The organism is Paenibacillus shirakamiensis, assembly GCF_017874255.1.
In the GTDB taxonomy this organism is placed as follows: Bacteria; Bacillota; Bacilli; order Paenibacillales; family Paenibacillaceae; genus Fontibacillus; species Fontibacillus shirakamiensis.
The window spans coordinates 279,372-294,474 of sequence record NZ_JAGGLD010000001.1 but is presented as its reverse complement, the minus strand read 5'-3'; the positions used below and the strand labels follow the sequence as shown (position 1 = coordinate 294,474).

Annotated in this window: 15 protein-coding genes; all 15 read right to left on the bottom strand. The window is 44.2% G+C overall.

Features of this window, described 5'->3' with window-relative positions; genetic code table 11:
• Positions 1–7 precede the first annotated feature (7 nt).
• Positions 8–457: a cell division protein SepF gene (locus J2Z69_RS01265; RefSeq protein WP_209858463.1), complete on the bottom strand. Its 450-nt coding sequence runs from the start codon at positions 455–457 to the stop codon at positions 8–10.
• Entirely contained in the window at positions 445–1,149 is a 705-nt protein-coding gene (locus tag J2Z69_RS01260) for a YggS family pyridoxal phosphate-dependent enzyme (RefSeq protein WP_209858461.1), read from the bottom strand. The genes J2Z69_RS01265 and J2Z69_RS01260 overlap by 13 nt, the downstream gene beginning before the upstream one ends.
• Positions 1,150–1,156: 7 nt before the next feature.
• Complete coding sequence (gene pgeF / locus J2Z69_RS01255) at positions 1,157–2,011, bottom strand: peptidoglycan editing factor PgeF (RefSeq protein WP_209858459.1); 855 nt, start codon at positions 2,009–2,011, stop codon at positions 1,157–1,159.
• Between the two features lie 101 nt (positions 2,012–2,112).
• Positions 2,113–2,424 carry a YlmC/YmxH family sporulation protein gene (locus J2Z69_RS01250; protein ID WP_209858457.1) on the bottom strand — a complete coding sequence of 104 codons (312 nt, stop codon included), beginning with the start codon at positions 2,422–2,424 and terminating at the stop codon, positions 2,113–2,115.
• Positions 2,425–2,553: 129 nt separating this feature from the next.
• Positions 2,554–3,336: an RNA polymerase sporulation sigma factor SigG gene (sigG, locus tag J2Z69_RS01245; RefSeq protein WP_209858449.1), complete on the bottom strand. Its 783-nt coding sequence runs from the start codon at positions 3,334–3,336 to the stop codon at positions 2,554–2,556.
• A 122-nt stretch (positions 3,337–3,458) separates the two neighbouring features.
• A complete protein-coding gene (sigE, locus tag J2Z69_RS01240; RefSeq protein WP_209858448.1) occupies positions 3,459–4,181 on the bottom strand; it encodes an RNA polymerase sporulation sigma factor SigE in 723 nt (240 codons plus the stop codon).
• 11 nt (positions 4,182–4,192) lie between these two features.
• Positions 4,193–5,149, bottom strand: coding sequence for a sigma-E processing peptidase SpoIIGA (spoIIGA, locus tag J2Z69_RS01235; RefSeq protein WP_209860416.1), 957 nt, complete (start codon positions 5,147–5,149; stop codon positions 4,193–4,195).
• Between the two features lie 279 nt (positions 5,150–5,428).
• The gene (gene ftsZ, locus J2Z69_RS01230; RefSeq protein WP_209858447.1) at positions 5,429–6,550 is read right to left on the bottom strand and encodes a cell division protein FtsZ; all 1,122 of its coding nucleotides are present in this window, start codon (positions 6,548–6,550) and stop codon (positions 5,429–5,431) included.
• A gap of 145 nt (positions 6,551–6,695) precedes the next feature.
• Complete coding sequence (ftsA, locus tag J2Z69_RS01225; protein ID WP_209858446.1) at positions 6,696–7,943, bottom strand: cell division protein FtsA; 1,248 nt, start codon at positions 7,941–7,943, stop codon at positions 6,696–6,698.
• 244 nt (positions 7,944–8,187) lie between these two features.
• Positions 8,188–8,964 carry a cell division protein FtsQ/DivIB gene (locus J2Z69_RS01220; RefSeq protein ID WP_209858445.1) on the bottom strand — a complete coding sequence of 259 codons (777 nt, stop codon included), beginning with the start codon at positions 8,962–8,964 and terminating at the stop codon, positions 8,188–8,190.
• 61 nt (positions 8,965–9,025) lie between these two features.
• On the bottom strand, positions 9,026–10,306 hold the full coding sequence (gene murA, locus J2Z69_RS01215) for a UDP-N-acetylglucosamine 1-carboxyvinyltransferase (protein ID WP_245338910.1): 1,281 nt from the start codon (positions 10,304–10,306) through the stop codon (positions 9,026–9,028).
• A 16-nt stretch (positions 10,307–10,322) separates the two neighbouring features.
• Positions 10,323–11,228 (bottom strand): UDP-N-acetylmuramate dehydrogenase, encoded by a 906-nt coding sequence (gene murB / locus J2Z69_RS01210; protein ID WP_209858442.1) that lies wholly within the window; start codon positions 11,226–11,228, stop codon positions 10,323–10,325.
• A gap of 190 nt (positions 11,229–11,418) precedes the next feature.
• Positions 11,419–12,525: an undecaprenyldiphospho-muramoylpentapeptide beta-N-acetylglucosaminyltransferase gene (murG, locus tag J2Z69_RS01205; protein ID WP_209858441.1), complete on the bottom strand. Its 1,107-nt coding sequence runs from the start codon at positions 12,523–12,525 to the stop codon at positions 11,419–11,421.
• 6 nt (positions 12,526–12,531) lie between these two features.
• Entirely contained in the window at positions 12,532–13,629 is a 1,098-nt protein-coding gene (spoVE, locus tag J2Z69_RS01200; RefSeq protein ID WP_209858440.1) for a stage V sporulation protein E, read from the bottom strand.
• Positions 13,630–13,679: 50 nt separating this feature from the next.
• Positions 13,680–15,101, bottom strand: coding sequence for a UDP-N-acetylmuramoyl-L-alanine--D-glutamate ligase (gene murD, locus J2Z69_RS01195; protein ID WP_209858439.1), 1,422 nt, complete (start codon positions 15,099–15,101; stop codon positions 13,680–13,682).
• Between the last annotated feature and the right edge of the window lie 2 nt (positions 15,102–15,103).

The following is a 15,103-nucleotide window of genomic DNA, read 5'->3' as shown; positions in this document are numbered from 1 at the left end:
AATCCGGTCACCTCATTCTGTTATAATCTGGATCCTCCGCAAGAATCTCAGTGATAGATCCTTGAATCTCCACTGTATCTGGGGTGCAGAGGAAGATGTTACCGCCAATCTTGGAAATACTGCCTCCCAAAGCATAAATGGTGCCGCTTAGAAAATCAATAATACGCAGAGCTTGGTCATTTCGTACTCGCTGTAGATTCACAACAACCGTGCGATGTGATTTAAGATGATCTGCAATATCTTGAGCTTCATCGTAAGAACGCGGTTCATTCAGTATAAGTTTTACATTTTTTTGGGAATGAATACTGACCACATTATTTCCTCTTAGGTTCTTACGCGCGTCGAAGCTTGGGGTTTCATATTCTTCCTCATCCGGGGACTGAAATTTTTCCCGTTCTACAATTTCTTCCTCTTCTTGCAGGCCTAGAAAATTCATAAATTTATTCATGACTCCCATCCCTCTTCCTCCTCTTTACCGACTAATAGCGTCCCGAGGCGAAGCCATGTCGCCCCCTCTTCTACTGCCACTTCGAAATCATTCGACATACCCATGGACAAGTGTTCTAACGGTTGCTCGGTTACCGCCATCGTGTTCAGTTCATCTCGAAGTTCCCGCAAACCACGAAAAATGGGACGAGTATCTTCAGGATCTCCTTCAAAAGGAGCCATGGTCATTAAGCCAATGACATGAATGTGCTTCAGATCCTTAATCTCGCTGAGGAATCCAGCCACCTGATCTGGACTCATCCCCATCTTCGTCTGCTCTCCGGATATATTAACCTGTACGAACGCTTGTATAACACTGTTCCCTTGAGCCGCTTTTTTATCCAGCTCTTGTGCCAAGGAAATTCGATCTAAAGAGTGTATATATGTGAATTTTCCAATGATATCTTTGACTTTATTCGTCTGTAAATGACCTATAAAATGCCAGACTCCTCGGTCTCCCAAAGCTTCCCACTTCGGCTTGACTACCTGAAGACGATTCTCCCCAATATGATGCAGTCCATGATCTAGCACCTGCTTCGTTGCTTCAATGGATACATACTTAGTTACCGCAACAACATGAACATCTTCGGAATTCCGACCAGTACGTTCACATGCCTGATCAATACGTAATTGAACCTCATTTATCCGTTCTTGCAGGGACAAAGATGATTCACCTCTCCTTCATGCCAATCCAGCTTGCCATCCGTCCAGTGACTCCATTCTCCTTACGATAAGAGAAAAAGCGATCACTATGACAGCTTGTACACCACCTGCTACATTCGATATGACTCGGCAAAATTCCTGCTTTTCTCATAAGAATTCGATTTAGTTCTTTTAAATCCAGCTTGCTTTTATCGGGTGTATGCGAAGGCTCAGCAACTTTATCTAATTGTTCCAGATGAAGATCTGGTACTAGACATGCGCGAACTTGACCCATGACGGTCTCATCTACTTCATAGCAACAGGCTCCAATGGAGGGCCCAATAGCAGCATGAATATTTGCTTCCTTACAGCCATATTCACTCTTCATAGTCCGTACCATTTCACCCGCTATATTCTGAACAGTTCCCTTCCAACCTGCATGCGCCAGCCCTACCACGCTTCTCACAGGGTCCCAAAAATAGAGGGGGACGCAATCTGCATAAAATGAAGTGAGCAATACGCCAGGCTCATCCGTTAATAGTCCATCGGTTCCTTGGAAAGCATCCGTTCTATCTATACGTCCGCGCCCCGCATCGCTTGCGCTTACTAGAGCGACCCGGTGACTATGCACTTGCTCTCCACAAGTCCACTGATCAAAACTAAATTCCAGCGCTTCTGCTAATCGCTTACGATTAGCTATCACCGTGTCTGGATCATCCCCTACATGCAAAGCAAGATTAAAACTCTCAAAAGACCCGCTCCCCAGTCCGCCTGAACGTCCTGTGAATCCTGCACGAATAGCTATATGGTTATCCTGCCAAGTTGTAAGTTCATACCGCGCAGGATCTTCATTGTTTATATTTACCCTAATAAACGGTTCCATATCCAGCCTCCCTTCCCATATCTATAGTGTATCACAGGTATCCTGTAACAATCTAAACTACACAAGCAACAGAACCACCTACAAAATATGAAAAACCGCAGTTATAAACTGCGGCGGTCTAAATTTCGTTCTCGATCAATATAAATTGTGTTATCCAGATCTGAAGACTGAATTCGGGCTTCATCCAATCTTACGAGGATTACGTCTGTGCCTATTTTTATAATATTCCGCCAGGGAATTACCATGTCAGTTCCGTTCCCGAAAATCCCCATGAATTTGCTATAACCAGGAACCACGATAGCCTCAATCAGCCCTTGTCTAAGATCCAGTTCTAAATCACTAATTTGTCCAAGTCTTTTTCCATCCACAATGTTAATTACATCTTTGGTCTGAAAATCGGAGATTTTCACCATACAAGCTCCCCCTCTTTCAAGTGACATACTCTTCCATGCCCCACGACCTTTTGTCCTGCTCCCTCATGTATATGAGAAGAAGACTTAAAAAATAAACGATGGCATAAAAAAAACGATCCTAAAGGATCGTTATGATTTGACATGCTTCTGCATCTGCAGAATGGCAGACTTCTCAAGCCTGGATACCTGAGCTTGTGAAATGCCAATTTCTTCAGCTACTTCCATTTGAGTTTTACCTTCAAAGAAGCGCATGGATAGGATCATTTTTTCGCGTCGGTTCAGTTTGTGCATAGCTTCACGAAGAGCAATCTCTTCAATCCATGACACGTCCTTATTTCTGTCATCGCTAATTTGATCCATGACATATATCGGATCTCCGCCATCATGATAGATGGGCTCGAATAACGAGACCGGATCTTGTATAGCATCTAAGGCAAATACTACATCTTCTTTAGGTAAATTCAACGCTTGCGAAATTTCTAATACTGTCGGTTCTCTACAATTGAGATTCGTTAGACTGTCCCGCATTTGCAGGGCTTTATAAGCAATATCGCGAAGAGAGCGGGATACACGAATCGGATTATTGTCGCGTAAGTAACGCCGAATCTCCCCAATAATCATGGGAACTGCGTACGTAGAGAATTTTACATTCTGGGACAAATCAAAATTATCAATCGCCTTCATCAATCCAATGCAGCCCACCTGGAATAAATCGTCTACAAATTCCCCTCGATTGTTGAAACGTTGAATGACGCTGAGGACCAGTCTCAGATTCCCATTCACCAACTTTTCTCTCGCTGCACGCACTTTATCTTGTTGCAAAGAAGTGAACAATTCACGCATTTCTACGTTAGTTAGAACCGGCAGCTTTGAGGTGTCAACACCGCAAATTTCGACTTTGTTTCGTGTCATCGTGTCTTACCTCCCAAGGAATACAGAACGCTGGGTCAAGCCCTAAAGCTTGAAACCATCTGTAGAGAAACATTAATGTTCATTATCTCCGTGGGAGGTGTTTTTATTCCTGTTAAGAAAGTTTAGACCATTTTATTGAACTCTTTGCGAAGTCGTTTGATGATCCTTTTTTCAAGCCTAGAGATGTAAGATTGAGAGATTCCAAGCATATCTGCTACGTCTTTTTGCGTTTTTTCTTCGCCATCTGTAAGCCCGAATCGAAGCTCCATAATCATGCGTTCTCGGTCACTTAATTTGTCCAAAGCTTTATGAAGCAGCTTACGATCGACTTGTTCCTCAATGTTCCGATAAATGGTATCGTTCTCCGTCCCTAACACGTCAGAAAGGAGCAGTTCATTTCCATCCCAATCAATATTTAGAGGTTCATCGAAAGAGACTTCAGAACGAATTTTACTATTACGCCGTAAATACATTAGAATCTCATTCTCGATACAGCGCGATGCATACGTAGCAAGCTTGATTTTTTTCTCAGGATCAAAAGTATTGACGGCTTTAATCAGCCCAATCGCACCGATGGATACCAAATCTTCAATGTTAATTCCGGTATTCTCAAACTTTCGCGCGATATAGACGACAAGCCGCAGGTTGCGCTCAATCAGCATGGCCCTAATGGCAGCGTCTCCGCTAGAGAGCTTTTGCAGTAAAAATTCTTCTTCTTCACGAGTTAATGGAGGGGGTAAAGCCTCACTACCTCCGATGTAATAAATCTCTTCACTCTTTAAACCTAGTACAAACAACACACGGTAGTACTGGAGTTGAAGTGTCAGTTTTAATTTTACAAGCATGCTTGCCCCTCCTATATCGCGTTGGCACTGTTTTTATCGATGGACTCCGACTCTTCTGTAAGTGCGGGATGAATAATAGCTTGATATGCTCCTTCTGCAGACAATCTACCACCATCTAATCCCACTAGTACTCTCGTACATCTACTTTCCATCCCATTCATCTGGACCGATACTTCATCTGGTTTTAGCGCTAACATAAACTGTGTCCCTTTGTTAATGCCTCGGTAGGGCACCAGACGAAGCCGCTCTCTCCATGGAAAACGATCATCTTCACTAAGCTCCATAATAAGGTTGTCCGCCCCTTCACTCGACAAGCGCTCCGCCCATGACGGCGGCAAATAAGTCTCCCAGAGCGAAGCTTCCATAACCATAACTGGCATTCTAGTAAGGGGGTCGGTCAACTGATTGCCGGTGTCCAGCAAGCCCGTACACGCAATACTCGCTTCTCCAATAGAGACCTTCACCTCTCCCAAAAAGGAAACTAGACGCTCCTGACGCTTCTTTGAAGATTGAACGGATCGGAACCAGAATAGCACTACAAAGAACACTACAATGATGAAAAAGGCACCAATTTTAATATCAAAATGGATTCCACCGGTCGAAGTATAAAGCATCCCATTCCAAATTTCAGATGAACTCTGCAAAAAGTAGTGAATTCCAATAATTCCTCCGGCAGCAACAAAGTTCACCATGTAGAAGGCCCCCATATTACGAAGATAATGCTGGAGACTTCCAAATCCGAAAGCAATCCATAACATTACAATAGAAAAAAGAGACTTCGTAAGAAAGGTATACATGAAGGACAACTGAGGTAAAAACATCATCAGGACATATAAGGCTCCAATTCCTGCTGATGCGGTGATTCTCCATTTACGCGGCTTTAGCTTGCGCATCCATGCAGTGACAATCAGTAGACTCCCATCAATTAGAAGGTTCATTAAAAAAATGAGATCAATATATACAACCATAGATTGCACCTACCTGCGCATGTCCCTGAAGCTACGTTAATAAGTCCTTAGGACGAGTGATGTTAATCTCTCAATGGAAGCAATGTAATCAGTATAAAGTTCTACACTTAGGAAGTCTGTCTAATATTGAAGGCTAAGATCAACTTTTTTTGTCGAGCGCAGAGAGATCTTGCACAGGCAATAAAAAGATAGATTTACTAAATCCCCTAATTAAATTGGCATTTTCAACGCAAAAAAAGGACTTATATGCCTAGGGCATACAAGTCCTTTACACTAGATCTATTCGTTATTGTTGTTGCGGCGATTCCGAAGGAACGTTGGAATATCCAATTGGTCACTGCTTGGTTGCGCACCAAACGGCTTCAAGTTAGTGTTGGCTCGGGCATCCTGTTGAGGTTCTGCACCTACAACAGGTTTGCGAATCACAGGAGGAAGTTGAGCCGCTGGTTTATGTTCGAAACCTGTTGCAATCACGGTTACCTTGATCTCTTCCTTCATCGTCTCATCAATAATGGCCCCAAAGATCATATTCACTTCAGGATCAGAAGCAGAAATTACGATTTCAGCTGCTTCATTTACCTCATACAAAGAAAGGTTAGAACCACCTGTAATATTCATAATTACACCACGTGCACCTTCAATGGTTGTTTCTAGCAAAGGACTCATAATAGCTTTGCGAGCTGCTTCTGCTGCACGATTCTCACCTGTAGCAAGTCCAATTCCCATTAGGGCAGATCCACGTTCGGTCATGATGGTCTTCACATCGGCAAAGTCAAGGTTGATAAGACCCGGAACAGCAATCAAATCTGAAATGCCCTGTACTGCTTGACGAAGAACATTATCCGCTTCACGGAATGCTTCTAGCATAGGCGTTTTCTTATCTACCATTTCGAGGAGACGGTCATTTGGAATAACAATGAGGGTGTCTACCTTTTCTTTGAGGCCTTCAATGCCCAGTTCCGCATGAGAAGAACGTTTGCGACCTTCAAATGTGAATGGCCGTGTAACTACACCAACAGTTAAGGCTCCACATTCTCTAGCAATCTCCGCAATGACAGGAGCTGCACCAGTACCTGTACCTCCGCCCATACCTGCGGTAACGAAGACCATATCTGCACCTTTTAGTGTATTTGCAATCAGATCACGGGATTCTTCTGCTGCTTTCTTACCCACATCTGGATTTGCACCTGCACCAAGACCACGCGTTAGTTTGTCACCAATTTGTAGTTTGTGTTCAGATTTAGCTAAATGAAGTGCTTGTGCATCAGTATTTACGGTGATAAAGTCAACACCTTGAACTCCATTCTCGATCATACGATTCACAGCATTGCTACCGCCGCCGCCAACCCCAATGACCTTTATTTGAGCCAAGCTCTCCATTTCAAAATCAAATTCCAACATACTCTTCCATCTCCCCCTCAGTTTGCGTGGATGGCCTGTCCATCACTGGGTCTTGTGTGGATTGAACATGAGACAGACGTTCCTCCTGCTAAGGTAAAATCACCGCAAGCAGCACATCACGCAAATCTTCAGTTCATTCCGATCCTTATATAAACTCTTTGAAAATGTTCTTGATATTTCCCCAAAGTCCCGCTTTTGGAGCGGTTTCCTGAGTAGGACTAGACTTACTACGGTTCGTATTCTTCTTATTGGATGAAGTGCGAATGCGTATGTTACGTATTACATTATACAGGATACCGACTCCACTTGTGAAACCGGGGTCCCGAACACCAATATAATCAGGTACTGCGATACGAACCGAAGCCGATAATTCCTGCTGAGCCACTTGCAACAGACCCGGCATAGAGACGGTTCCTCCCGTAAGTATATAACCTCCAGGAAGATCAGTATAACCCAAACGCTTCACTTCTTGCTGAATCAGATGGAAAATCTCCTGAACCCGAGGTTCAGCTATAGCCGCCAAATCTTCTTGGCTAAATTCTTTATCTACGTTGCTACCAATTCTAGTTACTTTGAAAGTCACATCATGCGCAGCATCTTCGATAAGAGCACAACCATACTTTAATTTAACCTTCTCAGCTTGATCTGTTAGTGTTCTAAGACCGTAAGCAATATCATTCGTAATAAATTCTCCGCCAATTGGAAGCGTGGAAGTAGCTACAATGGTACCATTCTCAAAAACTGCTAAAGTTGAAGATCCAGCACCGACATCTACCAGTACAGAACCCATTACTTTCTCATCCTTGGATAGTGCCAATTGGCCTGCTCCCAGTGAAAGAAGTACAAGGTCAGTGACTTTGAGTCCGGCTTTCTCAACACAACGAAGTAAATTATGTATCGCCGTCTTGGCCCCCGTAATAATCGTTGCTTCCACTTCAAGTCGGACGCCAATCATACCACGCGGATCTTGTATACCTTCCAGACCATCTACTACATACTGCTTTGCTACTACATCGATAATTTCTCGTTCGGGTGGGAGTGCAATCACTTCAGCAGCCTTCATGACCCGCTCAATATCTTCCTCGCCAATCTCCCGATCCTCGTTCGATACAGCCACTACGCCGTGACTAGATTGAAGTCCAATATGATTGCCCGATATGCCGACGTACACTTCCGATATTTGAATGCCCACCATGCGCTCTGCATGATCTACCGCACTTTTGATAGACTGTACGGTCTGGTCAATATCTACAATCGCACCTTTTCGGATTCCTTCCGAGTCGGCAGATCCAACCCCAATAATATTAAAGGTTCCATTCGTAATTTCCCCAATAATAGCACGAACTTTGGATGTACCGATGTCCAAACTAACAATGATGTCATTGTTGCTCAAGCCCCTGGCACCTCCTATTGTATAATAAAAAAATTAGGCTTTAGATAAACAGACTCTCTACTAATTCAACGCCGCTTATAATTCCCCTCTTTTTTCTACAAATTTTTTAATTGCCAACTTTTACTTAATCCCATGTGTATCAAGACTTTGAAGCGTATCACAACTGGGAAAACATTGGCAAAAATGTTCAGAAAAAAGAGGGAGATTGTTAGATAGTCCATAAAATGTATTTTATCATTTTTGATCATTGATTAGTAGTCTCTTTTTGTGGATCTTCTTGCTTTGTCTCAGGAACAAAAGGAACATACGAATCTGCATCAAGCATCGTTAACGTTCCTGGTTGCTGAGATTCCACAATAGAATTCAAATACTCAACTTTGGATGAAAGCATCGATATCGCTGTAATAATCTCGAAGTGGGAACGAGTGTACATCTTAATTCGATCTGGATAAGATAAAGTTGGTGAAGGAACAATTTCAGAAATATCTGACGTTAATTCTTTTGGGATAGTGGCCAGCACCGCACACAGTTTGGCCAAATTCGCATCCTTCGCTCCCCAATTTGTTAAGATGGGTTTCTCTAGCATCGAAGGAGTATTTGCAATGATGACTTGCGTACCATTAGCTAAAAAGGCTTGCAATGAGCCGTTAATATCTTCTTTTCCGATAGAGTAAGCCACGGCAGGATATTCAACAATGGAGATATGAATAACCCCAGGGAACTGCTTGTCCACTTTAACTTTATCAATCGAAGGAATTTGCTTAAGTCGGGTACTTAACGTCTCTGCACTTATACTGAAATAAGATCCTCCTACTGCAATTCCACTTTTATGAAGAAGTTCTTCTTGCGTAGTGTACGTGCTTCCTTGAAAAGAAATCTCTGAAATTTTGCTCATCTGCGAACGAAAGAATAAAATAGCCCCCAGCACTAAAAATAAAAGGAACAGTATCCCTATTATTTTGCGGCTAGTCCGCATTTTGGGTCTAGCTTTTTTTAGGACAGGCACATTGGATTTTGGCATCGTATGATCTCCATTAAAGCCGGATATCCCCCCCGGTACGGAGAGGATTCCAAGCATTTATTCAAGCTAAGTCGAGCTGTTTCATTGCTGGGGATTGCCTATGCATATTCGCACCTAGGTGTTGAAACAAGTTCTCTATATGATCGTAACCTCGATCGATATGATGTACCTGCTCTACTACCGTTGTTCCATGGGCTGCCAGACCTGCAATAACCAAGGCCGCACCGGCTCTTAAATCTGTAGCCTCAACTGTAGCCCCATATAACCTTGGCACACCTCGTATAAAAGCAGAAGTATGATTGACTGTTATATCCGCACCCATTCTCACAAGCTCATCCACATGTTTGAATCTGCCTTCAAATACAGTCTCTTTCATCAGACTTAACCCTTCTGCAAGAGAAAGTAAAACCATGACTTGAGACTGCAAATCTGTAGGAAAAGCTGGATAAGGGGACGTCACAATCCGATCCACAGCTTTGGGACGGGTAAGGCTACTAACATTGATTATATCATTGCAAGCCCCTATTTGAACACCGGCGCGCCTAAGCACATGAAGAAGAGATACAAGATGGGAAGGATTACTATTTGTTAGCGTTACTGTTCCCCGCGTAGCGGCAGCAGCAAGCAAAACGGTACCAGCCACAATGCGGTCAGGAATAATCTCATAATCACAAGGTGAGAGTTCTTTTACACCACGAATTCTGATCGTATCCGTCCCTGCCCCAATGATGCTGGCTCCCATACTGTTGAGAAAGTTCTGAAGATCTCCAATCTCCGGTTCTCGCGCGGCATTCGTGATAATCGTCGTACCCTCGGCCTTCACGGCAGCCATCATAATATTCTCTGTTGCTCCTACACTCGGAAAATCGAGATGAATCTCGGCCCCCACTAATTTCTTAGCACGGCACCAAATTTGCTCTTCATTCTCTTCGATCTCCGCTCCTAGCGCTTTCAAACCTTCTAGATGTAGATCAATCTTGCGCTCCCCAATAGCACAGCCGCCAGGCTGATACACACAAACCTCTCCGAACTTAGCTAACAAGGGCCCCATCAAAAATATGGAAGACCTCATCAGCTTCATCAGGTCCTCAGGCACCTGACAAGAATCAGCCCCTGACGAATCAATAACCACGGTGTCCCCTCTATGAATCGTATGACATCCCAGACGATTCAAAATGCGCAGCATAACATCAATGTCCAGCAACTTTGGAACATTGCGTAACTGGACTTTACCGCCAGACAGCAGACTTGCTGCCAGAATTGGCAGTGCGGCATTTTTTGCTCCATGGATACGAATGGTTCCTGACAGGGGTTTCCCTCCCTCAATCACCAATTTGTCCAATGTCTCACCTCCGAGTTTACCGCTCACCCACTAGAAACACTTCTGGTACTAAGTCCACTCCGAACTTGGAAGTTACCGTCGATTGGATATGTTTCATTAAGGTAAGTACGTCCTCTGCTGTCGCTTGCCCGGTATTCACAATAAAATTGGCATGCATCTCGGAAACCTGAGCCCCGCCTTGATGTGTACCTTTGAGTCCCGCCGCTTCAATTAGCCTCGCAGCGTGATCTCCTGTCGGATTGCGGAACACGCTTCCGGCGCAAGGCATCTGAAGTGGCTGCGTGTTTCGTCTGCGCTCTTTGAAAGCTGCCATCGAAGACGAAATCTCTTCTCTAGCTCCTTGTGTCAACTCAAATATCGCTTTCGTGACGATTCCGCTACGCTCATGTAAAATCGAATGACGATAGGCAAACTCCATTTGTTCCGGACCATATGTTACCAACTCGCCTGTGTTCAGTACAATTTCAGCGGATTTAAATATGCGTGACACATCAGACCCATGTGCTCCGGCGTTCATGTAGACAGCACCACCCACAGTCCCCGGAATGCCTGAAGCGAACTCCAGACCGGTTAAACCTTTTTTGCTGGCCAATATACTGAGACTTACAAAGCTAGCTCCGCCGCCAGCTTCAACTTCCGTCTCCCGGAATTCTGTAGCCTCTAGTTCTTTGCCGAACTTAATGACTACCCCCCGGATTCCTTTATCCGATACCAGCATATTGGAGCCTTTCCCTACAATCATCCATGGAATTTGCTCCTCGTGGAGCTGCGTGATGAGATGTTGTAGCTGTTCCTGATTATGCGGAATAACTACCGCATCTGCAGGGCCTCCAATTTTCCATGTTGTATATTTAGATAAAGGTTCATTGGGTAGAATGGTGCCAACCTCGTTCTCGGATAATTTTGATATCCACTGCTGCATCTTAAATTCCCTCCCTAGTCCGTAACCTGTGTCAACGTGTTGGTTGTGTCATCTGTTGATTCGATAGCTTAACCTTGCGAATACCTTACAAAAATACCGGCACCCTCAGGTTGATTGTCACGAGTATACGGTATCTTATGTTGAGTCTATATAGAGTGTGACACGGGCCCAAATGGAACCTAATCATGTCTTATGTGTGAATAATACGCATGATTTCCTCTACAAGAATATCTGCAGAATCGGGTTTGCCCAGACGCCGGGAGGCTGTAGACATGGTAATCTGTCTAGAGGAGTCTTTCATCACTTCAGCAATCGTATCGAACAGCTTAGATCCTGTTAATTGAGATTCAAGAATGACTTCTGCTGCTCCCGCTTTCTCTAACGTTCTAGCATTCTTCTCCTGATGGTTATTGGTTACGTTCGGAGAAGGGATGAGAATAGAAGGAATACCTAATGATGTGATCTCAGCCAAGAAAGATGCACCTGCACGATTTACAATCAATGAGGTACTCGCAAGCACTTCAGGCATATTGTGAACATACGGCAGCACTTGCAGATTCCTTGGTAACGTTCCTGTTTTCTCTTGAATGGCTGTGCGCGTCGGCTCATAATAGCTTTCGCCTGTTACATATACGAACTGAATAGGATCAAGTTGCTTCAAAAAAGGAGCCATGTCAATCATCGCCTGATTAATCGCTTTTGCTCCGCGGCTTCCCCCTACCACAAGTACGATCGGTGTACCTGGATGGAATCCTAGAGTCGCAAAACCTTTGGTTTTATCAGCATGATAGACCGTAGTAGCTCTTGGATTACCTGTATAAATCACATGTTTAGCTGCGGGGAATGGATTCGTCTCTGCCTCAAAACTTAACGCAACCGTATCTACGTATTTACTTAGAAAACGATTGGTTAAGCCTGGAATCGCATTTTGTTCATGAATTAGACAAGGGATACCTAGCTTGGCCGCCGCATACACGACAGGCCCACAGACATACCCCCCTGTTCCGACAACAACATCCGGTTTGAAAGCCCGAAGCAATCGCTTTGAAGTTCTTACACCACGTAAGAATCGTACGACCGTCTTCATATTTTCTGGAGAGAGCGATCTGCGAAACCCCGTAATATCAATGGATTCAAATCTGATATTTTCTTTGGGAACCAAAGTTGTCTCCAGTCCCCTTTTGCCACCAATATATAAAATTTCCGTATCCGGATATTCTGATTTGCACTGTTTGGCGATAGCTAATGCGGGATAGATATGTCCTCCCGTGCCACCGCCACTAAAAACGATACGCATGTTGTTTCACCTCGAATGACGGGATAAGTTAAGCAAAATTCCTAAGGCCGTTAACATGAGCGTAAGAGAGGATCCTCCATAGCTGATAAGCGGCAGGGTAATACCTGTTACAGGCATAAGACCAATAACTACGCCAATATTAATAACTACTTGTACCGCTACAATGCCAACAATGCCCACTGCTAATAGACTGCCGAACGTATCCGGCACGGTCATGGCTACACGAATACCTCGCCATACCAATAGTATGAACAGCATCAGTACCAGCATGCCGCCAATAAAACCTAATTCCTCTGCTAGAATGGAGAAAATAAAATCTGTCTGAGGTTCAGGTACGTAACTGTATTTCTGACGGCTCATGCCAAGACCTAACCCCGCAAGTCCACCTGGCCCAATCGCGTATAACGATTGAATAATTTGATACCCGGTGCCTAGCGGATCAGACCATGGATCAAGGAAGCCCGTTATTCTTTTGAGACGATATGGAGCTGCCAAAATCAGACCTATAAACCCTGTGATACCTACAAGAGCAAGTCCCAGCAAATGCTTCATTTGTGCCCCCGCCGTAAAAACAATGAGCAGAGAAGCACCAAGCATAACCGTTCCCGTTCCTAAATCGGGCTGTAACATAATTAATCCCATAGCTAGACCAATAAGGCCCAAAGGAGGCAGTAATCCTCTCGTAAATCTAGTAATGTCTGTAGTCTCGCGGCTCAGCCAATCAGAGAGAAATAAGACCATACCTAACTTCATGAACTCAGACGGCTGGATTCCAAATGAACTGATTCCAAGCCAACTTCTTGCACCGCCGCGTACAACCCCCACGCCTGGAATCAATACGATAACCAGTAAGATAAAGCAAAAAATGAGAAGGGGTTTGGTGTATTTCCTAAGATTTCGATAATCCAAATTCATAGTAAAAAACATAGCAATTAGCCCAAACGAAGCGAAGAGAAGCTGTCTTTTCACAAAATAAAAAGAATCCCCATAATCGTGAAATGCGAGAACAGATCCTGCACTGTATACCATGACCATACCAATCGTCAGTAGACCAAGTATACTAACAATCAGCCAGATGTCAGGCGCATGGCGTGTCTTGCTCATAACGGAAGCCACCTCTACTTCATAGGAGTAGGGGCTTTTCCACCCCTCTACTAAAGGGTATGCACCGCCTCTTTAAAAATGCGTCCACGCTCTTCATAGGAAGAAAACATGTCCCAGCTTGCGCAGGCCGGAGATAACAATACGATATCCCCTGGACTTGCAAGAACTGTGGCTTCCTGAAGGGCCTTGCGGAGCACAGAAGCAGCATCTTCCTCAGTATCGACGAGCACGATGTCCGTTAATCCTGCTAACGCTGCGACCTGGCCTATTTTTTCCTTGGTCTCCCCAATAGCGACAACGGCTTTCACTTTACCTTCAAATACCGACAACAATTCCATATAATCCGAACCCCGATCAAGTCCGCCAGCGATTAACACCACGGGCGCATGCAACGCGTCTAATGCCATGATGGTAGCTTTGGAATTCGTAGCCTTAGAATTGTTATAGTAAGTAATTTCTTGCTTCTCTTCTACATATTCCAGTCTGTGTTCAACGCCTCTGAAGGCTCGAAGCGGTTCAGCTAACTGTTCAGGGGACACGCCTACTGCAATCGAAATAGCCGCGGCGGCGAGTGCATTCTCTACATTGAACCGTCCTGGCAGCGCAATTTCTCCTATGGTTACAATGGGATGTATTTGTCCGGATTGTTCTTTGTAAATTATAGTACGTGTTATCCCCTCCGCATCGCCATCGATATAGGGCGGATCAATATAAAGGCCTTCCAGCAAAATTTCACTAGATGAGAACGGTAAAATTCCCGCTTTTATATAAGGAATTAATTCACGACAGACCGGATCATCCCAGTTAAGTATGGCTGTGTCCGTGTCCTGCTGATTAGCGAACAGTTTGGCTTTAGAACTGACATAATCTTCAAGATTGCCATGGTAATCTAAATGAGTCTCGGCTACATTCAATAGGCAAGCTACTCGTGGACGGAAATCTGATGTCCCTTTTAATTGGAAACTGCTTAATTCTACGACCATCCAATCCTTGTCTTCAGCATGCGTGGCTGCTTCCGTCAAAGGAGTTCCAATATTTCCTGCTACAATAGGGTGTAAACCTGAAGCTTCAAGGATCTTTCCCACCCAAGTCGTCGTCGTAGTCTTGCCATTGGAACCTGTAATTCCAATCATAGGTGCTTTGCAAAGATGATAGGCCACTTCCACTTCAGTTACGATTTCTATACCTAATTCTATTGCTTTTTGAACCGGAGGAACCGTATAAGGAATACCTGGATTTTTCACTAAAAGGGCTACACCCGGATGAATCAGATCATCTGGATGACCACCGCATAGAACAGAAATTCCCAAAGCCTCCAACTCGGATGCTTCGGGAGATTCATCTCTACTTTTCTTATCGTTAACTATGACCGTTGCTCCAGCTTGATGAAGGGCTAAAGCAACTTGAACTCCACTTCTAGCTAGCCCTAATACTACGACCTCAAGACCTTTATAGGCTTCTGGATGTTTCATAT

Bases quoted from the DNA above. Each gene is read 5' to 3' on its own strand.
- J2Z69_RS01220 (WP_209858445.1), bottom strand. From the start codon at position 8,964: ATGCCAAAATCCAATGTGCCTGTCCTAAAAAAAGCTAGACCCAAAATG.
- ftsZ (WP_209858447.1), bottom strand. From the start codon at position 6,550: ATGTTGGAATTTGATTTTGAAATGGAGAGCTTGGCTCAAATAAAGGTC.
- murD (WP_209858439.1), bottom strand. From the start codon at position 15,101: ATGAAACATCCAGAAGCCTATAAAGGTCTTGAGGTCGTAGTATTAGGG.
- spoVE (WP_209858440.1), bottom strand. From the start codon at position 13,629: ATGAGCAAGACACGCCATGCGCCTGACATCTGGCTGATTGTTAGTATA.
- J2Z69_RS01265 (WP_209858463.1), bottom strand. From the start codon at position 457: ATGGGAGTCATGAATAAATTTATGAATTTTCTAGGCCTGCAAGAAGAG.
- murB (WP_209858442.1), bottom strand. From the start codon at position 11,228: ATGCAGCAGTGGATATCAAAATTATCCGAGAACGAGGTTGGCACCATT.
- pgeF (WP_209858459.1), bottom strand. From the start codon at position 2,011: ATGGAACCGTTTATTAGGGTAAATATAAACAATGAAGATCCTGCGCGG.
- murG (WP_209858441.1), bottom strand. From the start codon at position 12,525: ATGCGTATCGTTTTTAGTGGCGGTGGCACGGGAGGACATATCTATCCC.
- sigG (WP_209858449.1), bottom strand. From the start codon at position 3,336: ATGACACGAAACAAAGTCGAAATTTGCGGTGTTGACACCTCAAAGCTG.
- sigE (WP_209858448.1), bottom strand. From the start codon at position 4,181: ATGCTTGTAAAATTAAAACTGACACTTCAACTCCAGTACTACCGTGTG.
- spoIIGA (WP_209860416.1), bottom strand. From the start codon at position 5,149: ATGGTTGTATATATTGATCTCATTTTTTTAATGAACCTTCTAATTGAT.
- J2Z69_RS01250 (WP_209858457.1), bottom strand. From the start codon at position 2,424: ATGGTGAAAATCTCCGATTTTCAGACCAAAGATGTAATTAACATTGTG.